General features: G+C 31.7%; 19 protein-coding genes and 1 pseudogene. 8 read left to right on the plus strand and 12 right to left on the minus strand.

The window, feature by feature from the left end; genetic code table 11:
- Positions 1-65 precede the first annotated feature (65 nt).
- From MYRA21_RS14590 to MYRA21_RS14615, 5 genes are all read left to right on the plus strand, one after another.
- The gene (locus MYRA21_RS14590; protein ID WP_039330452.1) at positions 66-905 is read left to right on the plus strand and encodes a 1,4-dihydroxy-2-naphthoyl-CoA synthase; all 840 of its coding nucleotides are present in this window, start codon (positions 66-68) and stop codon (positions 903-905) included.
- A 752-nt stretch (positions 906-1,657) separates the two neighbouring features.
- Positions 1,658-1,960 carry a hypothetical protein gene (locus MYRA21_RS14600; protein ID WP_006258824.1) on the plus strand — a complete coding sequence of 101 codons (303 nt, stop codon included), beginning with the start codon at positions 1,658-1,660 and terminating at the stop codon, positions 1,958-1,960.
- 125 nt (positions 1,961-2,085) lie between these two features.
- On the plus strand, positions 2,086-2,997 hold the full coding sequence (menA, locus tag MYRA21_RS14605) for a 1,4-dihydroxy-2-naphthoate octaprenyltransferase (protein WP_039329588.1): 912 nt from the start codon (positions 2,086-2,088) through the stop codon (positions 2,995-2,997).
- Between the two features lie 11 nt (positions 2,998-3,008).
- The gene (locus tag MYRA21_RS14610; protein WP_006263612.1) at positions 3,009-3,695 is read left to right on the plus strand and encodes a metal-dependent hydrolase; all 687 of its coding nucleotides are present in this window, start codon (positions 3,009-3,011) and stop codon (positions 3,693-3,695) included.
- A gap of 2 nt (positions 3,696-3,697) precedes the next feature.
- Positions 3,698-4,741, plus strand: coding sequence for an o-succinylbenzoate synthase (locus MYRA21_RS14615; RefSeq protein ID WP_039329591.1), 1,044 nt, complete (start codon positions 3,698-3,700; stop codon positions 4,739-4,741).
- Positions 4,742-4,800: 59 nt separating this feature from the next.
- On the opposite strand, the gene MYRA21_RS19365 is transcribed toward MYRA21_RS14615, so the two are convergent.
- Positions 4,801-4,944 carry a helix-turn-helix domain-containing protein gene (locus MYRA21_RS19365; protein WP_369813273.1) on the minus strand — a complete coding sequence of 48 codons (144 nt, stop codon included), beginning with the start codon at positions 4,942-4,944 and terminating at the stop codon, positions 4,801-4,803.
- A complete protein-coding gene (locus MYRA21_RS14620; RefSeq protein WP_235279945.1) occupies positions 4,941-5,669 on the minus strand; it encodes an AraC family ligand binding domain-containing protein in 729 nt (242 codons plus the stop codon). The genes MYRA21_RS19365 and MYRA21_RS14620 overlap by 4 nt, the downstream gene beginning before the upstream one ends.
- A gap of 238 nt (positions 5,670-5,907) precedes the next feature.
- On the opposite strand from MYRA21_RS14620, the gene MYRA21_RS14625 reads away from it, so the two are divergent.
- A complete protein-coding gene (locus tag MYRA21_RS14625; RefSeq protein WP_006258817.1) occupies positions 5,908-6,774 on the plus strand; it encodes a hypothetical protein in 867 nt (288 codons plus the stop codon).
- 36 nt (positions 6,775-6,810) lie between these two features.
- Here the strand turns inward: MYRA21_RS14625 and MYRA21_RS14630 are convergent, their stop codons facing one another.
- From MYRA21_RS14630 to aroB, 9 genes and pseudogenes are all read right to left on the minus strand, one after another.
- Entirely contained in the window at positions 6,811-7,719 is a 909-nt protein-coding gene (locus tag MYRA21_RS14630; RefSeq protein WP_006258816.1) for a phospholipase A, read from the minus strand.
- Positions 7,720-7,730: 11 nt separating this feature from the next.
- The gene (locus tag MYRA21_RS14635; RefSeq protein ID WP_006258814.1) at positions 7,731-10,373 is read right to left on the minus strand and encodes a DNA gyrase/topoisomerase IV subunit A; all 2,643 of its coding nucleotides are present in this window, start codon (positions 10,371-10,373) and stop codon (positions 7,731-7,733) included.
- A 4-nt stretch (positions 10,374-10,377) separates the two neighbouring features.
- Entirely contained in the window at positions 10,378-12,228 is a 1,851-nt protein-coding gene (locus tag MYRA21_RS14640) for a DNA topoisomerase IV subunit B (RefSeq protein ID WP_006258812.1), read from the minus strand.
- A 76-nt stretch (positions 12,229-12,304) separates the two neighbouring features.
- Positions 12,305-13,225, minus strand: a complete 921-nt coding sequence (locus MYRA21_RS14645) for a YihY/virulence factor BrkB family protein (RefSeq protein ID WP_006265333.1) — start codon at positions 13,223-13,225, stop codon at positions 12,305-12,307.
- 228 nt (positions 13,226-13,453) lie between these two features.
- The gene (gene ychF, locus MYRA21_RS14650) at positions 13,454-14,548 is read right to left on the minus strand and encodes a redox-regulated ATPase YchF (protein ID WP_006258810.1); all 1,095 of its coding nucleotides are present in this window, start codon (positions 14,546-14,548) and stop codon (positions 13,454-13,456) included.
- A gap of 278 nt (positions 14,549-14,826) precedes the next feature.
- Positions 14,827-15,120 (minus strand): annotated as a pseudogene (locus tag MYRA21_RS14655) (hypothetical protein); the annotation flags it as partial.
- 94 nt (positions 15,121-15,214) lie between these two features.
- On the minus strand, positions 15,215-16,189 hold the full coding sequence (locus tag MYRA21_RS14660; protein ID WP_006258808.1) for a deoxyhypusine synthase family protein: 975 nt from the start codon (positions 16,187-16,189) through the stop codon (positions 15,215-15,217).
- 39 nt (positions 16,190-16,228) lie between these two features.
- Positions 16,229-17,626: a decarboxylase gene (locus MYRA21_RS14665; RefSeq protein WP_006258807.1), complete on the minus strand. Its 1,398-nt coding sequence runs from the start codon at positions 17,624-17,626 to the stop codon at positions 16,229-16,231.
- Positions 17,627-18,000: 374 nt separating this feature from the next.
- Positions 18,001-19,068, minus strand: coding sequence for a 3-dehydroquinate synthase (aroB, locus tag MYRA21_RS14670; protein ID WP_016649371.1), 1,068 nt, complete (start codon positions 19,066-19,068; stop codon positions 18,001-18,003).
- A 365-nt stretch (positions 19,069-19,433) separates the two neighbouring features.
- On the opposite strand from aroB, the gene MYRA21_RS14675 reads away from it, so the two are divergent.
- Positions 19,434-19,664, plus strand: coding sequence for a hypothetical protein (locus MYRA21_RS14675; protein ID WP_006263616.1), 231 nt, complete (start codon positions 19,434-19,436; stop codon positions 19,662-19,664).
- Entirely contained in the window at positions 19,654-19,980 is a 327-nt protein-coding gene (locus tag MYRA21_RS14680) for a type II toxin-antitoxin system RelE/ParE family toxin (RefSeq protein WP_039329593.1), read from the plus strand. Before MYRA21_RS14675 ends, MYRA21_RS14680 begins: the two co-directional genes overlap by 11 nt.
- A gap of 12 nt (positions 19,981-19,992) precedes the next feature.
- On the opposite strand, the gene MYRA21_RS14685 is transcribed toward MYRA21_RS14680, so the two are convergent.
- Positions 19,993-20,424 carry an arginase family protein gene (locus MYRA21_RS14685; protein WP_316928211.1) on the minus strand — a complete coding sequence of 144 codons (432 nt, stop codon included), beginning with the start codon at positions 20,422-20,424 and terminating at the stop codon, positions 19,993-19,995.
- Positions 20,425-20,443: the final 19 nt, after the last annotated feature.

Below are 20,443 nucleotides of genomic sequence, written 5' to 3' on the forward strand. Positions count from 1 at the left end.
TAATGTTTTGGAATGGCAATATAATGCAAAAAATAGGTTATTTTTACCCTAAATTAAAAAACATTATGAGTAAGATTCAATGGGAAACAGCTATCGAGTTTGAGGATATTACATACAAAAAGTGTGATGGAGTAGCTCGTATTGCTTTTAATAGACCGGAGGTTCGCAATGCTTTTAGACCAAAAACAACTAGTGAACTATATCGTGCATTCTATGATGCACAAGAAGATACATCTATCGGAGTAGTATTATTATCTGCAGAAGGGCCATCACTTAAAGATGGAGTTTATTCGTTCTGTAGTGGAGGAGATCAAAAGGCTAGAGGGCATCAAGGATATGTAGGAGATGATGGTATGCATCGTCTAAATATCTTAGAAGTACAACGTCTTATCAGATTTATGCCTAAGGTAGTAATCGCTGTAGTTCCAGGATGGGCTGTAGGAGGAGGGCATAGCTTACATGTAGTATGTGATATGACTCTAGCGAGTAAAGAACACGCTATCTTTAAACAAACTGATGCTGATGTAACAAGTTTTGATGGTGGATATGGTTCTGCATATTTAGCTAAAATGGTGGGTCAGAAAAAAGCAAGAGAGATCTTCTTCTTAGGTAGAAACTATTCTGCTCAAGAAGCTTTCGAAATGGGAATGGTAAATGCTGTCATTCCTCATGCAGAATTAGAAGATACTGCTTATGAATGGGCACAAGAGGTATTGGCTAAATCACCTACTTCTATCAAGATGCTTAAGTTCGCGATGAACTTAACAGACGATGGAATGGTAGGTCAACAGGTATTCGCAGGTGAGGCAACTCGTCTAGCTTATATGACTGATGAAGCTATAGAAGGAAGAAATGCATTCTTAGAAAAGAGAAAGCCTAACTTCCCTAAAAAATGGATTCCATAGTAGTTTATATCTAATAAACTCTAGAGATATAGAAGCCATCCAAATATTGGATGGCTTTTTTATACCATATAACTTAAGAGAAACGTATACTAAAATTTAAACAAGGATGAAGTCTAGATGGAATATTTTAGCATTTTTTTCCTAAAAAGTCCAAAAACTTCCACTTTTTTCCTAAAAAGGACATTTTAAAAAATACAACTAATTGATTTTTAGTAATATAATGTATTTCAATATCCTCTTTGTTCGGAAGGTATTCGGTAAAGTTCAGTGTTTGTTCGGAACAGAGGCCTTTTTTCCGAAGAACATCCAAAGAGTGCCCAATGACTCTCCGAAGAAACTGTTCTACACATATCATTAAATAGATGTCTATAAGTATTAATTTACTTATCAAAAACCTATTTCTTTTTTCTAAAGAACCTCATTCTTATTAAAAAAAAGAAGTGTTTATCAGCTAATTCTACTCTCTTATCTTATTCAAATCCTCTATATTAGCAATCCTATAAACTAGATTCAAGGCTTCATATTTACTTAAATTATTACTTTACATAATATGTAATATGTGCTGAAAATAAATAAGTTACAAATACTAATAAATACTTATAACTTATTGTTATAGGGTCAAATATAAGAATTTAAAAGAAAATAAATAGGGTAGAACACTACTCTAAAAAGTTTTTAAATAACTTCTGACTTTATACCCTTAATTCTTGAATAACTTTTTAACTTTACTACAAACCAGGAGACAGTAGAAAATGGCAAAATTAATATTAAGAAGAAAAAAAGCATTTGTAGAGCGATTTAGAAATTATACTATTTTCTTAGATGGAGAGAAAATAGGGTCTATAGCTAATGGAACAGAAATGACTTTTGATATCTCAGAAGGAAAACATATTCTTAGTACCAAAATAGACTGGAATACATCTAATGCTATTATTTTTGAAATAGCAGAAGATCAAACTTTGACTTTCTCTGTAAAAGGAGCTAATCCACTTTATGCTTTATATTATACCTTCGCCAAACCACATAAATATCTCAAGCTAAAACTTATTGGTTAAGCTATCGTATAAATATTAGTAGATAGACTCATAGAAACGTTATCGTATCTCATAAATTCTATTTAATTTTGGCTTCTAATACCTTTCTAAATGCAATAAGCTTTTAGTATTACTTAAATATATAGATGATAAAAATTAAAGCATGGGTAGGTGCTGCAAGATTGCGTACTTTACCTCTCTCTGTTTCTGGAATAATCGTTGGTAGTGCATGTGCATATCCTTATTTTTCTACAAATACTTCTTTTCTAAGTATCTTTTCTTTTGCAATATTGACTACTTTGTTACTTCAGATTCTTTCAAATTTTGCAAATGATTATGGAGATGGAGTAAAAGGGACAGATAATGAAACTCGTATAGGTCCACAGAGAGCTTTACAGAGTGGTTTAATTACTCCTAAGGAAATGAAGCAAGGAGTAATCATTACTTCGTTATTATCGCTCATTTCTGCTTTGGTTCTAATTTATATTTCCTTTGGTAAGGATAATTTTTTCACTTCTATATTCTTCTTTGTTTTAGGAGTAGCCTGTGTAGCAGCAGCTATTAAATATACAGTAGGATCAGGAGCATACGGATATAAAGGATTAGGAGATTTATTTGTGTTTATCTTCTTTGGTTTAGTGAGTGTGTTGGGATCTTTCTATCTATACGGCCAAGTATTTGATTATTGGGTAATCTTACCAGCTATAGCAGTAGGAAATCTAAGTATCGCGGTATTAAATATTAATAATATGCGAGATTTAGAGTCTGACAAATTAGTTGGTAAAAACACATTAGCTGTAAAACTTGGTAGAGAAGGCGCTAAACAGTATCATTATTTTATTGTTCTATTTGCTTTAATAGCTTTCATCGTTTATGGAATACATGCTAATTTTTCAATAGTAAAATATTTCTTTGTAATCGCTTATATTCCTTTATTAAAACACTTGATTTTTGTAAAGAAAAACAGAGAACCTAGAGAATTAGATTCACAAATGAAAATAGTAGCATTAAGTACTTTTTTACTTTCTGTATTATTTTCAATAGCTTTAATACTTTAAAAATTAGAATTATGGAAATTACGTATTATGGACATGCTTGTTTAGGTATTAAAATAGAAGATATTAATATCATAGTGGATCCTTTTATATCAGGAAACCCACTACCTGCCGCTAAAGGAATAGATGTAGATGCTATAAAAGTAGACTATATTCTTATCACTCATGCTCATGGAGATCATATAGCTGATGTAGAGCGTATAGCTAAGAATAATCCAGAGGCAGTTATAGTATCTAATGCAGAAATAGCAGGACATTATGAAGCAAAAGGTTTTCAGGCTCACCCTATGAACCATGGTGGGTCATGGATGTTTGACTTTGGAAAATTAAAATATACTCCAGCTATCCACTCAAGTTCTTTTCCTGATGGAAGTTATGGAGGACAACCTGGTGGGTTCGTAATAGAAAGTAAAAATAAGAATATCTATATAGCTGGTGATACATCTCTTACTATGGATATGAAGTTAATACCTATGTTTACGAATCTAGACTTGGCTATTTTGCCAATAGGAAGTAACTTCACTATGGATATAGATGAGGCTGTTATCGCTTCAGACTTTGTTAAATGTGATAAAGTCTTAGGATATCACTTTGATACATTTGGTTATATAGAGATAGATCATGAAGAAGCTAAACGTAAGTTCTTTGAGAAAGGAAAAGACCTAATGCTTTTAAATATTGGAGAAAGCTTGACTTTATAGTTATGATTGCTAGATATAAAAGACATAATTTAATATTCAAGAGACCTTCTGGTACCTCTAGAGGAATTCTTACAGAGAAAGAAACTTGGTATATTATATTAGAAGATAATAATAAGATAGGAATAGGAGAGTGCGGTATACTGCGCTCTCTTAGTTTTGATGATAGACCTGATTATGAAGAAAAGCTACAGTGGACAGTAAAAAACATTCACTTAGGTAAGGAGAAACTTTGGGAAGAACTAAGAGACTGGCCGTCTATACAGTTTGGTGTAGAACAAGCTTTTCTTTCTTTAGAAAGTAAGAATCCTTTTATCTTATTTCCTTCTGATTTTACAGAGCATAAAGATGCTATAGCCATTAATGGTTTAGTATGGATGGGAGAGGAGGCCTTCATGAAAGAACAGATAGATGAAAAACTAAAAGAAGGCTTTAATTGTGTTAAGTTAAAGATTGGCGCTATTGATTTTGATAAAGAGCTTGGTTTACTTCAGTATATAAGAAAACATTTCTCTGCAGAACAAATAGAGTTAAGAGTAGATGCTAATGGAGGCTTTCATCCTGAAGAGGCTCTATTTAAACTAGAACAGTTAAGTACATTAAATCTTCACAGTATAGAGCAACCTATAAAACAACATCAACAATATCAAATGGCTGAATTATGTAAAATAACACCTTTGCCAATTGCTTTAGATGAAGAATTAATAGGTGTTACTAACTATACTGATAAGGCAGCTCTTTTAGATAAAATTATACCTCAATATATTATCTTAAAGCCAAGTCTAGTAGGAGGATTTAAAGGCAGTCTTGAATGGATAAAATTAGCTAAAGAAAGAAATATTGGTTGGTGGATAACTTCTGCATTGGAAAGTAATATCGGTCTTAATGCTATAGCTCAATGGACTTATACACTTGAGTCAAATATGCCTCAAGGACTAGGAACAGGATCACTTTATATAAATAATATAAACGCTCCACTAGTAGTTAAAAATGGGGCATTATGGTATGATGATCAAATTCAATGGGATCATTCAATCTTAGATAATTAAAAAACAAAAAAATAGCAACAAATATATTTGTTGCTATTTTTTTGTTCATTTTTAAGCTATTATGATTTTCTATATTCATCAGGTGATACTCCTACATATTTTTTGAAAAATCTTGAGAAATAGGAATTGTCTTTAAAACTTAGTTTATATGCTATTTCTCCAGCAGATAGGTTAGTATTAACTAATAGTCTTTTACTTTCTATAAAATACGACTTCTTATAATTTCGCCTGCAGACTGCCCTTTAATCTTTTGACATATCGCATTTAGATAGTTAGGAGTAACGTATAATAGCTTAGCATATTCTTTAGGGAACCTGAGTTCATAGAAGTTTTTCTCAACTAAGTGTTCAAATTGTTTTATAAGGTTAGTAGGCTGTAACTGTGTATATGAAAAATTGTATTCTTCGTTTACTTGCTTCTTTATTAGAAGCAATAATTCAAGGATGTATATGCGAATTAGATTAAGATCTATACTTTCTTTTATTTGAAATTCAAAAGTTATTTTGTCAAATATGTTAACTATAGTTGAGTATTGTTTTAAGATATTAAGCTTAGTATGCTCAGAGTTATACTCAAAAAAAGGTAATAACTGAATAAAGTCTTTATTTAATAGAAAGGATGAAAAGAAGTCTGCTGTAAAATTAATAATAAACCCTTGAGTTGTTTCATTAAAATCCCATCTGTGAACTTGCCCTGGAGCCAAAAAGAAAATATCACCTTTAGTTACAGAATAAGTTCGATTATCTATATGATGAATTCCTGTACCATTGGTTATAAGTAGTATTTGATAAAAAGCATGTTGGTGTGCAATTGAAACAACATTATTCCTCATTTGAATAATTCGATGCAAGTCAAAAATCACACAATCTTTTAAAACATTATTTTGGTCTAATAGATCACAACTATTATATCTAGGTATCTTTTTCATATTACTTATAAAAGTTATCAAAACTTAAAATATTAAATATACTATAATATTTTGTACAAAATTAATAAATTTTAAACAATATAAGAACAATTAGATATACTTAGCTATTAGTTATATCTATATTAGATACTGTATTTGTATAATACATATTATGTAAAATAGATTATTTTAATGTTAATTCTACTTCCTATTCTAAGTTATTATAAAGTATATTTGTATCAATTATAAATTACATCTAATGCTCTATCTTATACTTAGTATTTTAAGTAGTATTTCTGTTGGAGTTCTGTTTAAGCTTTTAAAAAAAGAAAAAACTAATATATTTCAGATAATTATCTTAAACTATATTACTACAGTACTTCTATCATTCTTCATTTTTAAACCTTCAGCTGTATCTATTACAGATTTTCCATTATTTCTAATTATTGGTTTAGGTCTTTTATTACCTAGTATATTTTTAATTCAATACCTAAGTATTAAAAATACAGGAATTATAAAAACTGATATAGCTCAAAGAATGTCTTTGTTTATTCCAATATTAGCATCAGTCTTTATTTTTAAAGAAAATATTTCTAATTTAAAATATCTTGCCTTGTTAATAGGTTTTGTCTCTATAGGTTTGATCTTAAATAAAAACGATAATAATGAAGTAAAGAGCAAAAACAATTATTTGTATTTACTTTTTGTTTTTATTGGTTTTGGAGTAATTGACGTATGTTTTAAGCAAGTAGCGTTACATAGTTCAATCCCCTACACTTCTACTCTATTTTACATATTTTCTTGTTCTCTAATTCTTTCTTTAATTTCTTATAGTGCTTACTTACTTATTAAAAGAATTAATTTTAAAGTTAATACAAAGACTTTAGTCTTCGGAGGTTTAGTTGGTTTATTAAACTTTATGAATATCTACTTCTATTTAAATGCGCATAAAGCTTTTTCTGATAATCCTACAGTAGTTTTTGCAGGAATGAATTATGGAGTTATTCTTTTAGGTACGCTTATAGGATATTTTGCTTTTAAAGAAAAGTTATCTAAGCTTAATATTATTGGGCTATCATTAGCTGTTGTTTCAATAGCATTACTGATTTATAGTCAGCTCAACTAAAAAAGGAGGAAAACAGTTAACTGTTTTCCTCCTTTTTTATAACCATTCAATAAGGGAAATCCCTAATCCTATATTGGTTTGTTTCCAATTATAATCTATCATTGTTTCTCCATATCCTCTATTAACAACTAAAAAGGCTTTTAGATTATTCTTTATTGGATATGCCCAAGTAAACTCAGCAAAGCTCTTATAATGATTATTAAACTTTAAATTATTTCTAAGCATTAAAGTAAAAAGCTGTCCATTCTTTTCTCTATAACCTATAGTGAACTCAGCTCTTCCTATATAATCAGATATTCTTGGATTATCATCTGATTTTCTTTTTTCTGGTAATCTAATCCATGGTTTAGCAAGAAAGGTCCAATTCTTATATTCAGCAGCTACATGCATCGTGATTCTATTCCAACTTCTAGAATAAGGCAAACTCTTACCATTAGATTGATGATTAAACCCTACACCTACCATTTTAAACTTAAACTCGTTAATAGCGTAATTTAAAGGATAGTTAAATATAATCTCAGGTTCGTAATTTAACTCTCTAAAAGGTCTCGATTCTTTATCATTATAAGCTTGCCAATTAGCTGTTTGGGTAAAACCTAACCAAATATCTCCCTTTCCTAAAATTAAACCAGTAGCGATTTTGGTCTTAAAGCTGATCTGAAATCTTATCTCTGTTTTGTTATAATCTATTGGCTCTGTAGCTGAATTATTACTATTAAAACTAGTAGGCATTTCATTAGGACGACTAGACCATCTAGCAGGTAATAAATACATCTGCTTATAAGGAGTGATGGTAAATGTTTTATTTTTAGTCTCGGGGTCTAACTCCCATCTCTCACTAATCCCTTTAACTCTTCTATCTTTTTCAAATAAAAGATCATCTCCTTCTTGAGCAAACCCTATCTGTAAGAAGCATAAACTAGCAATAATAACTTTATAATTCATAAGAAAATTATTTAAAAAAGTAATGTTTGTTGTCCATCATCATCTACTTCAGTATTTGGACCTTCTCCCAAAATAATTTCCTCTTCCTCCTCCTCTTCTTCCTCCTCTTCAATATAAGGTAAAGACTCTAGAATATTAACTTGTTTTATTTTATCTATAGAAACTTGATTACCTAAAGCTTTAATTCCTTTAATAGTTATAAATTGCTCTACATCAATTGTTTGGTTTTCTTTTTGTATTCCTTTTATTTTAGAGAATACAACTTCAAACACAGGTCTAAAATCAGTTGATATTATTTCTAATCTTGAATTAGGGTGCTCTGTAATAAATAACTCTTCTCTATTTTCGTTTTCAATAATAAAGCGTTTTAAGTAGTAACGAGCTTTTTCCCCATCAAAATATAAAGCAGAAATAGGTTTGTTTTCTTTCCATTTTTCAAGAACTATCATATCTTCCTCAAAGTGAGTTGTTAGTTCAGGAACAATAGTTTTTACTTTACCACTCTGATTTATAATCAATAAACGGTCTTCAGGCTTAAATTCACCTAGTAACTCTCCTCTACCATCTACATTTAATCTTTTAACAGTTTCATCAAACCATATTTTGCGAGGACGTAACGTAGAAATACCTTTTTCTTTTAATTCTATCTTTTTAATTGCATATTTAGTAACCACGTTACCTTTTGCAGCTCTTCCTTTAATTAATAATTCTGCGAAGTCCAAGTCAAACTTCAGTTTCTTAACATTAGTCAACTGTCTTAATAAGATAGTAACTACTTCTGCTTCTCCATTGGGATTTGCAGAGAAATAAAGTACTTGTGAACCAGGTTTATCTTGTGTCAGAGGATACATCTTGTCACGAGTTACTCCTGTTACATTAAAACGTTTGATATAAGAAGATCCTGACTTACCATCTCTATAAATCAAATTATAGATAGTACGCTTATCGTTTTTATCCCAAACAGCAATGTGTATAATATCCTTTCCGACGAATTTCTTCTCGTCTACGCGAGATACCATCATAGATCCATCTCTTAAGAATACAATAACATCATCTATATCAGAACAGTCACATACATACTCATCTTTTCGAAGACCAGTACCAAAGAAACCTTCCTCTCTATTTACATAAAGTTTAGTATTTCTAAGAACTACCTTAGTTGCCTCAATGGTATCAAAGCTTCTTAATTCTGTAAGACGCTCTTTACCTTTACCATATTTCTCTTTAAGAGTAGTAAAGTATTTTATAGCGAAATCTATTAAGTGTTCTAAATTGTATTTTACAGCTTCTATTTCACCTTCAAGAGCTTCGATATTTTGATTTGCTTTATCAATATCAAAACGAGAAATACGCTTAATACGTATCTCTGTTAATCTAATGATATCTTCTTGAGTGATAGCACGTTTTAGGTTAACAACAAAAGGCTTTAATCCTTCATCAATAGCTGTTAATACTCCTTCCCAAGTTTCTTCTTCCTCAATCGCACGGTAAATACGATTCTCAATAAAGATTCTTTCAAGAGAAAGGAAGTGCCACTTCTCTTCTAATTCATTAAGCTCTATTTCTAATTCTCTTCTTAATAATTCTACTGTCTGGTGAGTAGAATTCTTAAGCATCTCCGAAACTCCTGTAAACAGAGGTTTATTATTCTGGATAACACAACCTAATGGTGCTATAGATGTCTCACATGCTGTAAAAGCATATAATGCATCTATTGTTTTATCTGGAGAAGTTCCTGCAGGTAAGTGAATTAATATTTCAACTTGTGCTGCAGTATTATCTTCTATTTTCTTAATCTTAATTTTACCCTTCTCATTCGCTTTTAAAATACTATCTATTAAGCTGGTAGTAGTAGTAGAAAAAGGAATCTCCGTAATAATTAAAGTATTCTTATCTAGTGGAGCAATTTTTGCACGTACACGAACACGCCCTCCACGAGCCCCATCATTATAATTAGACACATCAGCAATTCCTTCTGTTGGGAAGTCTGGGTAAATAGTAAAAGGTTTTCCTTTTAAGATTTTAATAGATGCATCTATTAACTCATTAAAGTTGTGTGGTAATATTTTTGTAGATAGACCTACTGCAATACCTTCACCTCCTTGAGCCAATAATAAAGGGAATTTTACAGGTAGATTAATAGGTTCATTCTTTCTACCATCATATGATGCCTGCCAGCTTGTTATTTTAGGAGAATATAATACTTCTAAAGCGAACTTGCTCAAACGTGCCTCAATATAACGAGAAGCTGCCGCACCATCCCCTGTTAGGATATTACCCCAGTTACCTTGCATATCAATAAGAAGATCCTTCTGTCCTATTTGAACCAAAGCATCACCAATACTTGCGTCACCGTGAGGGTGATACTGCATAGTATGTCCTACGATATTAGCAACCTTGTTATAACGACCATCATCCAACTCTTTCATAGAGTGCATAATACGTCGCTGAACAGGTTTAAAACCGTCTTCTATAGCAGGTACAGCACGTTCTAAGATAACATAAGAAGCATAGTCAAGGAACCAGTCCTTGTACATACCAGTTACCTTAGTGATAGTCTCCGTTACTTCTTCTTGAACATCAGAAAAATCTTCTATAGGATGTTCATTATTTATATTGTTTAACTCTTGATCTAAATTCTCTTCTTGGCTCATAATATTATTCTACAACATCAAGTTCTACTTTAAGATTATCTATGATAAATTCTTGTCTATCTGGAGTATTTTTACCCATATAGAACTCTAACATTTTATCTATAGACATTGACTTATCTAACATTACAGGATCTAATCGTATATCTTCCCCTATAAAATACTGGAATTCATCAGGAGAAATCTCTCCTAACCCTTTGAATCGAGTAATCTCTGGTTTAGGTTTTAATTTCTCAATAGCGTTTATACGTTCTTCTTCACTATAACAGTAAATAGTTTCTTTCTTATTTCTCACCCTAAATAAAGGTGTCTGCAAGATGTATAAATGCCCTTCTTTAATTAATTCTGGGAAGAACTGTAAAAAGAAAGTAATTAATAACAATCGAATATGCATACCATCCACATCGGCATCAGTAGCTATCACGATATTGTTATATCTTAAGTTCTCAAAGTCATCTTCTATATCTAATGCTGCCTGTAGTAAGTTAAACTCTTCATTCTCATACACGATTTTCTTCGTCATTCCATAAGAGTTCAGAGGCTTACCTCTTAAACTAAATACAGCCTGTGTATTAACATTTCTTGATTTGGTAATAGAACCAGAAGCAGAGTCTCCCTCTGTAATAAACAAAGTACTGTCTAAATACAATGGATTCTTTATATCTGTTAAGTGAACTCTACAGTCTCTTAGTTTTCTATTGTGTAAACTAGCTTTTTTAGCGCGCTCTTTAGCTATCTTTCTAATTCCAGATAACTCTTTGCGCTCTTTTTCTGCTTGTAGTATTTTCTTTAATAGTGCATCTGCTATCTCTGGATTTTTGTGTAAATAGTTGTCTAACTGTGTTTTTACAAAATCATTGACAAAAGTACGTACCGTAGGTAGATCTGGTCCCATATCAGTAGATCCTAGCTTTGTCTTCGTTTGAGATTCAAATACTGGCTCTTCTACTTTTACAGCTACTGCAGCTACGATAGACTTTCTAATATCAGAAGCATCGAAGTTTTTATTATAAAACTCTTTAAGTGTTCTTACTAACGCCTCTCTAAATGCAGCTAAGTGAGTACCTCCTTGAGTAGTATTCTGCCCGTTTACGAAAGAGTAATATTCCTCAGAATATTGACTTCTACTATGTGTTAATGCTACCTCGATATCATCACCTGATAAGTGAATAATCGGATATACTTGATCTTCTTCAGTAATATTTTCTAAAAGAAGGTCTTTAAGCCCATTTTCAGAAAAGAATTTTTCGCCATTAAACATTACTGTCAATCCTTTATTAAGATAACAGTAGTTCTTTAGCATACGCTCTATGTACTCTTTACGGTATTTATAGTTCTTAAAGATGGCTTCATCAGCTATGAAAGAAACTTTAGTTCCTTTACGTCTCGTAGTTTCTACTAATTCCTCTTCTGTTACTAAATCTCCAGCAGAGAATTCAGCCCCTTTTAATTGTCCATCACGTACAGACTCTACGCGGAAGTAGTTAGATAAAGCATTTACTGCTTTGGTACCCACCCCGTTTAGACCTACTGATTTCTTGAATGCCTTAGAATCGTATTTACCCCCAGTGTTCATTTTAGATACTACATCTACTACTTTACCTAAGGGAATACCACGTCCGTAATCACGTACAGTGACAAGCTTATCTTTGAGTGTAACCTCAATAGTCTTACCTGTCCCCATCACGAATTCATCTATACTGTTGTCTATAACCTCTTTAATTAGAATGTAGATACCATCGTCAGGAGAAGAACCATCTCCTAATTTTCCGATATACATACCAGGACGCATACGAATATGTTCCTTCCAGTCTAACGAACGAATATTATCTTCGGTATATTGATTTTGATCTTGCATAAAAACGTAGGAATTTGCGCTAATTTACTACTAATTAGCTTAAAATAAAAATTGTGAAATAACAGTTTTTTAGGATTTAATCCTCTGATGACTTTTTGATAACATTCTTCTCTATCTCAATGGAATAAGGCCCTGGTACTATTTTTCTGCCATATAAGATAGCATAATTTTTTGTAAACTCAGCACCGAAATAGAGGATCATCGCCGAATAGTATACCCATATCAACATAACTGTCACAGAACCAGCTGCTCCATAAAGTGATGATGAGGCCGTATTACCTAAATACCAACCTATTCCGAACTTCCCTATCATAAATAATACAGCTGTAAAACCTGCTCCTATAAAGGCATCTTTCCATCTCAACTTACCATTAGGTAAAGTCATGAAGATAAGCACAAATAGAATAGTTATTATTAAAAAGACCACCGCATTATTAAGTAATTTTACTAAACTAAGTGTCTCTTCGCCAAAGAAATTACCTAAATAACTATACAGAAGACTTACAATTGAATTGATCATTAGACTCACTAATAAGACAAATCCAACAGATCCTATCATAGCGAAAGAAAGCAACCTGTTTTTAACCAATCTAGCGATACTTTTGTCAGGTTTGGCTGCTAAGCCCCAGATATAGTTTATAGAGCTCTGTATCTCTGCAAAAACCCCTGAAGCACTAAATAATAAAATACCTACACCAATAATAGTAGTGATATAACCACTTTTTCTATTTAGCTGAACATTACTCATTGCATTCTGTATCTCAGTTGTTGTATTGGGACCTACTAGATCTCTTAATTGATCATAAAAGAAGTTAGCTACCTCTTGTTCCTCAAAAATAAATCCACTAGCAGATATAATCAATAACATTAAGGGAGGTAAAGCAAAAATGGTATAATAAGACAATGCTGCACTAAACTTCATAGCATTATCATCTAAGAAGTCAAATACGGATTGTTTAAACAATAAGATTACTTTTTTAAAACCACTATTCTGCATAGTTAGACTATTATTAATAGATTAAGATACTAATATTTTTTAAACTTAAAGACTATTTAACTTCTAAACCACTGATTTTAAAGTCAAATGTAACAATAAGACTAATTACCTTATTGCTACTACAAAATTCTATAAAATTTTAACAATTCCTAATTTACTTTTACTAAAAATAGTAGCAAAAAAAAGAGAAGCTAATTAGCTTCTCTTTTTTCTTTCCTATTTGATAGATTACACGTTAAAACGGAAGTGCATTACATCACCATCTTTTACGATATATTCTTTTCCTTCTACTCTTAGTTTTCCAGCTTCTTTTACTTTAGCCTCAGAACCATAAGTTACATAATCATCGTATCCTATTACTTCTGCACGGATAAATCCTTTTTCGAAGTCACTGTGGATTACTCCAGCTGCTTTAGGAGCAGTATCTCCAACTTTAATAGTCCAAGCTCTTACTTCTTTTACTCCAGCTGTGAAGTATGTTTGTAAGTTTAATAATTTATATGCTGAACGAATTAATTTAGATACACCTGGCTCGTCTAATCCTAAGTCTTCTAAGAACATTTGTCTTTCTTCGAAAGTCTCTAGTTCCATAATGTCAGCCTCAGTTCCTACAGCTAATACGATTACTTCAGCATTTTCGTCTTTTACTAGCTCTTTTACTTTTACCACATAATCATTTCCTGATACAGCAGCTCCCTCATCTACGTTACACACGTATAATACAGGTTTTGTAGTGATTAATTGGAAGTCTTCTAATAACTCTTCCTCATCTGCATTTTTAGGCTCTACTACACGAGCAGATTTACCTTCTAATAGCGTTACTCTAATTCTTTCTAATAAATCAGCTTCTACTTGAGCTTCTTTATTTCCAGTCTTAGCTGCTTTTTTTACTTTCTCTAATCTCTTCTCTACAGTCTCAAGGTCTTTTAACTGTAATTCGATATCGATAGTTTCTTTATCTCTGATAGGATTTACATTCCCATCTACGTGAATGATATTATCATTGTCAAAACAACGTAAAACGTGAATAATAGCATTACACTCTCTAATATTTCCTAAGAATTGGTTTCCTAAACCTTCTCCTTTACTTGCTCCTTTTACTAACCCAGCAATATCTACAATCTCAACAGTAGCAGGTAATACACGTTCTGGTACTACTAACTCTTCTAATTTAGACAACCTTGGATCTGGTACATTCACAACCCCAATATTCGGTTCTATTGTACAAAATGGGAAGTTAGCACTCTGCGCCTTTGCATTAGATAAACAATTGAATAATGTTGATTTACCTACATTTGGCAATCCTACTATACCTGCTTTCATATTTTAAAATATATTGTGAATTTTTAATCGTTTGCAAAGATATTGAAAATTATAGAAGTTCATAGTCTTTAGGGAAGTTTACATAAAATTAAAACCCAAATACAACATATTTAGAATAATAAAAGTTATAAGAATAGAAAGCTTTAGATAATCATAAACAAAAACATCTTTTAGATCATAGATTATTGATGTTTTTAAACTAAATTGAAAAGTGGATATAGTACAATAAAAAAGCCACTCGCTAGGAGTGGCTTTTCTATATTTAGATTATTTTGTTAATCTTCATCGTCAGCAATTTCTAAGTCTTTTAGTGCATCTAATGAATCTTCTGGAGCTTCTACGAAATCCTCTTCATCCTCATCGAAGTTTTCAATTCTATCTGCTAACTTAGTACTTACTTTTACCAGGTATATAGTATCCTCAGTTCTAACTTCCACTGCTTCTACAGTTTCGTTCTTTACGTTTTTAAAACGTATAATGTCTGCATCATCATACCCGTCAGGAAATTTTTCAACCAATAATGTCAAAATTTCGTTCGTTAACTTTGCGTAATCAACAATTACTCTTTTCATTCTTTGTTCTTGCTTTATTTCAGTTTCAAATGTAATAGCTAAATTGTAAACTACAAATAAAATATCACATTTATTTACTGCGAAAAATTAAAAATTAATTACCAAGAATATATGCAAAAATTAATGGCGCAACAATCGTAGCATCTGACTCAACAATGAACTTAGGTGTGTCGATATCTAATTTACCCCATGTAATTTTTTCGTTAGGAACTGCTCCTGAATATGATCCGTAAGATGTAGTAGAATCAGAGATTTGGCAGAAGTATGACCAGAAAGGTACATCTTCCCACTCTAAGTCTTGGTACATCATTGGAACTACACAGATAGGGAAATCTCCAGAGATACCTCCTCCGATTTGGAAGAATCCTACTCCGTGTCCTCCTGAGTTAGCTCTATACCACTCTGTTAAGTAGATCATGTACTCGATACCTGTTTTTACAGTGTGTACATTTAATTTTCCTTTGATTACGTTTGAAGTAAAGATGTTACCACAAGTTGAATCTTCCCATCCTGGACATACGATTGGAATATTCTTCTCTGCTGCTGCAACAATCCAAGAATCTTTAGGATCAATCTCGTAGTATTGCTCTAATACACCTGAGTTAACGATTTGGTATAAGAATTCGTGTGGGAAATAACGTTTTCCTTCAGCTTCAGCTGCATGCCATACGTCTTCTAAGTGTTTTTGTAGACGACGGAATGCTTCCTCTTCTGGAATACAAGTGTCAGTTACACGGTTATAGTGGTTATCTAATAACTCTCTCTCTTGCTCTGGAGTCAAATCTCTATAATTTGGTACTCTTTTGTAGTGAGAGTGAGCAACCAAGTTCATCACGTCCTCTTCTAAGTTAGCTCCTGTACAAGAAATGATTTGTACTTTATCTTGACGAATCATCTCTGCTAAAGAAATTCCTAACTCAGCAGTACTCATCGCACCACCCATAGAGATTAACATTTTTCCTCCAGCGTCTAAGTGTGCTTCATATCCTTTTGCAGCATCCACTAACGCAGCAGCGTTAAAGTGTCTATAGTTATGCTCAATAAACTGACTAATTGGTCCTTTACTCATTTTATTTTTACTTTTTATATTAATAATTTCTTTTAATTCTTATTTGTTATATCCTAAGATATCTAATACTTGCTCTGCAGTCTGTTGTTCAGAGAATAACTCTGTAGCAATAATTCCATTCTCATCCTTATCGATTAAGATATGTTTTGGTTGTGGAATTAAGCAGTGGTGAATACCTCCAAATCCTCCGATCTGATCTTGATAAGCACCTGTATTAAAGAACCCAATATACAAAGGTTTTTCTTTATTAAACTTAGGCAAATAGATTGCGTTTAAGTTTTGCTCTGAGTTATAGTAATCATCACTATCACAAGTCAATCCCCCTAACAATATACGCTCATAAGTATCATTCCATCTATTGATAGGCAACATGATAAAACGTTTATTGATAGCCCAAGAATCTGGTAGAGTAGTAATGAATGATGAGTCGATCATATTCCATTTCTCTCTATCATTTTGTTGCTTTTGGTATAAGATTTCATAGATAGCTCCTCCACTCTCACCTACAGTATATGAACCGAATTCTGTAAAGATATTAGGTACATCCACTTCAGCTTCCTCACATACTATCTTGATTTGATTGATGATTTCGTCTACCATATATTGGTAATCAAATTCAAAAGCTAATGAATCTTTAATAGGGAATCCTCCTCCGATATTTAAACTATCTAATGTAGGACATTCTTTCTTTAAAGTGATATAAACTTTCAAACATTTTACTAATTCATTCCAGTAATACGCAGTATCTCTAATACCTGTATTGATGAAAAAGTGAAGCATCTTAAGTTCTACCTTAGGATTTTCAGCAATTTGTTTTCTGTAGAATGGTAAGATACTCTTGTACCCTATTCCTAAACGTGAAGTATAGAATTCAAACTTTGGAGATTCTTCAGAAGCAATACGAATACCGATTTTAAACTTCTTGTTGATTTGTTCTTGTAATAGATCAAGCTCCTCATAGTTATCAATAATAGGAATAGTATTCTCGTGTTTATTATTGATTAGATTTGCGATATTATCAATGTATTGCGCACGTTTAAATCCGTTACATAATACGAATGTATCTTTGTTGATCTTACCTGTCTCTAATAAATTCTCTACAATGTTTACGTCAAAAGCAGAAGATGTCTCTACGTGGATATCATTCTTGAATGCTTCATTAAGTACATAAGAGAAGTGAGAACTTTTAGTACAGTAGCAGTAGTAATAGTTTGCTTTGTACTTATTCTTTTCCATCGCTTTTCTAAAGATAGTCTTTACATTGCTAATGTTCTCAGAGATTTTAGGTAAGTAAGTGAATTTTAATGGTGTTCCGTATTTTTCAACTAACCCCATTAAATCAATATTGTGAAATTGAAGATTATCTTTGTTTAATTTGAATTCTTCTTGAGGAAAATAAAAAGTTTGGTTGATTAAGTCAACATATTTTGTGTTCATGTCTTTTTCTTTTAATAATGGTTAAAAAAATTCTTTCTCAATTAACTTGATTGTCTTGCATCTAAATTAGTCAATTATTATCGGACTAGATAGTTATGCCTTCATAAAAACAATCAAAATTAAACTACATTGATTTTCAAACTCGAATATTGGCAAATACTATTGGCAACTTATCTCTGAATCTAAACGAATTAAGAGCCTCCTTAGAATACTTGATAATGCCATATACATAATTGGCCTTTTGTCTGATGACAAAACGCCTTACTTTGTGTCTTGCAGACACACAGAATCTAATATATAAAACATCTATTTTCACGACCGCAAATGTAACAAAATATTGGAATGAAAAAGGAAAAAGTAATTGTTTTTGAACCTTAATTCAAATAAGCCTCTAACCCCTTTACTACTAACTCTTTGCTCACTTCTATATCATAGATAGCAGAGCCTATTTTATCTAATAATACACAACGTATATTACCACCGTAGTTCTTTTTATCAAACTTCAACCATTCTAAGGAATTTTCGATGTCTTCACTTGACAGTTCTACAACGCCGTATATTGTGTGTATTGTTTCTTTTATATCTAAATACTCTACCTCTGTTAAATAGCCCAATTCTTTAGAAATATAAGCCTCCGCTACCATACCTAGTGCAACAGCTTCTCCATGAAGTAACGTCTCTTTCTCTTCATTCATTAAGTAATAACTCTCTACGGCATGACCTACCGTATGTCCAAAGTTTAAAATCTTGCGAAGACCATGTTCCTTTGGATCCTGTGTCACCACAGTATTCTTAATAGTTACTGAATGATGAATAAGCGTTTCTAAATCATTAAAATCAACATTCGCGATATCCTTAAGATACGCATAATATTTGGCATCAAATATCAAGCCGTGCTTTAACATTTCAGCATATCCAGCCTTAATTTGTCTAGCTTCTAAAGTTTCTAAGTAATTTACATCGATGATCAGCATCTTAGGCATAGCGAATGCACCTATACAGTTCTTGATACCATTTAAGTCCACTCCAGTCTTTCCTCCCACAGAAGCATCTACCATGGCTAATAATGAAGTAGGAATGTTGATAAAGTCTATTCCACGCATAAATATAGAAGCGATAAAACCTCCCATATCTGTAATCACCCCACCTCCTACAGTGATAATGATACTCTTGCGATCTCCTCCTAGTTCTAACATAGTCTGAATCACACCAGCACAAGTATCTAATACTTTATTCTCCTCACCTGCTTCTACTTCTATAATTTCGAAAGGCACATCTGTAGGCAAGTTACTTAAGAAATAAGGCAAACAGTGTTCATAACAATTAGAATCCGTCAAGATAAAAAGCTTACTATAGCCATTATTATTTAAATATGAACCTAAATGTTCGTATGCTTCTTGTCCGAATAAAATATCGTAATGCTCTGTTGTTATGTTTTCCATTTTATATTATTTATGCTATACAAAATAAAGTATAAATATTTGAAATATGCGTGCTAATATGTTTTTTTAACGATTTAATAGTAGAGCAAGAAAATGCTTGTGTTTTAAAGCTATTATAAATACTATTTTTTTTTAAATCACTTAAAATGTATAGTATTTATTTCTAGATATTAATAAGGATAGAGGCAAATGATAAATTAGTTTTTTTACAGCCAAATTTGTAATTTTGTCTGTATATTTAATATTATAAATTTGATTTTTCACTACAAAAATAGTTGAGCCAAAATTAAAGATCCGTTATTGACTTTTCTTCTTAAAAGAATTCACATAAATAACTAATAGTACAATTTTTAAAACATTAAGCCATGATAACTAATGATGTATATATCGTAGAGCCTTCTACACCTGAAGAAGCTAAAGCTCTTAAGGCTTTTGCTAAGGCTTTAAAAATAAAAATTACAAGACAAAATACTGAGGACACAGATTCAAAAGAAGATATTAAAACAAATTTAAAACAAGCTGTAACAGAACTTAATTTAATAAAAGAGGGAAAACTTAAAGGGATTTCTGCAAAAGATTTATTGGATGAGTTATAATATTATAGCAACTCCTAAGTTTCTAAAAGAAGCTAAAAAGCTTGGAAAGAAATACCATTCATTGAAAGAAGGTCTTTCTCTTTTAATTGAAGAATTACAACAAAATCCCATGCTCGGAACTGCAATAGCTAATAATTGTTATAAAGTACGCATAGCTATAAAATCTAAAGGTAAAGGTAAAAGTGGCGGAGCTAGAGTTATTACACATCTTGTAATCGAAAATGATAATATCTATTTGCTTTCTATTTATGACAAAAGTGAATACGACTCAATAAGTGATAGTGAGATTAAAGAGTTACTTAGACTAATAAAATAACAGCCCCCTTTCTTAAAGAGATGCTTCTATAATATCTCTTACATTCTCAATAAACTCTTTAGTATAAATACCTAAAGGATCCAAGTCTGGATCAAGTATCGCAATCTCCAATCCTACACATCTCTTATCTTTAACTAAAGGTATAAGTATTTCTTTTAACTCCCTATAGCTCAAGCCATCTTCTTGTCTACAGTCTACCGCAGGCATTATCTTATCGTTTAGGACATCTACATCTAAATGAATAAAGTATCCCTCTAAATCATACTCTTCAGCGCGCATCAAAAAATCTGATACAACTCTCTTTATTCCATAACTTCTTAATTTAGACAAAGGGTAGTAAACAGCCTTAGACTCTTTTATAGGCCTCTCATATTCTTCATCATACTCTCTATTCCCTACACAAAACACGTATTCTTCTTCAATATAAGGCTTGTTGTTTTGAATATTAGTAAGTCGTTCATGA

The organism is Myroides sp. A21 (genome assembly GCF_000807225.1).
Classification (GTDB): domain Bacteria; phylum Bacteroidota; class Bacteroidia; order Flavobacteriales; family Flavobacteriaceae; genus Flavobacterium; species Flavobacterium odoratimimum.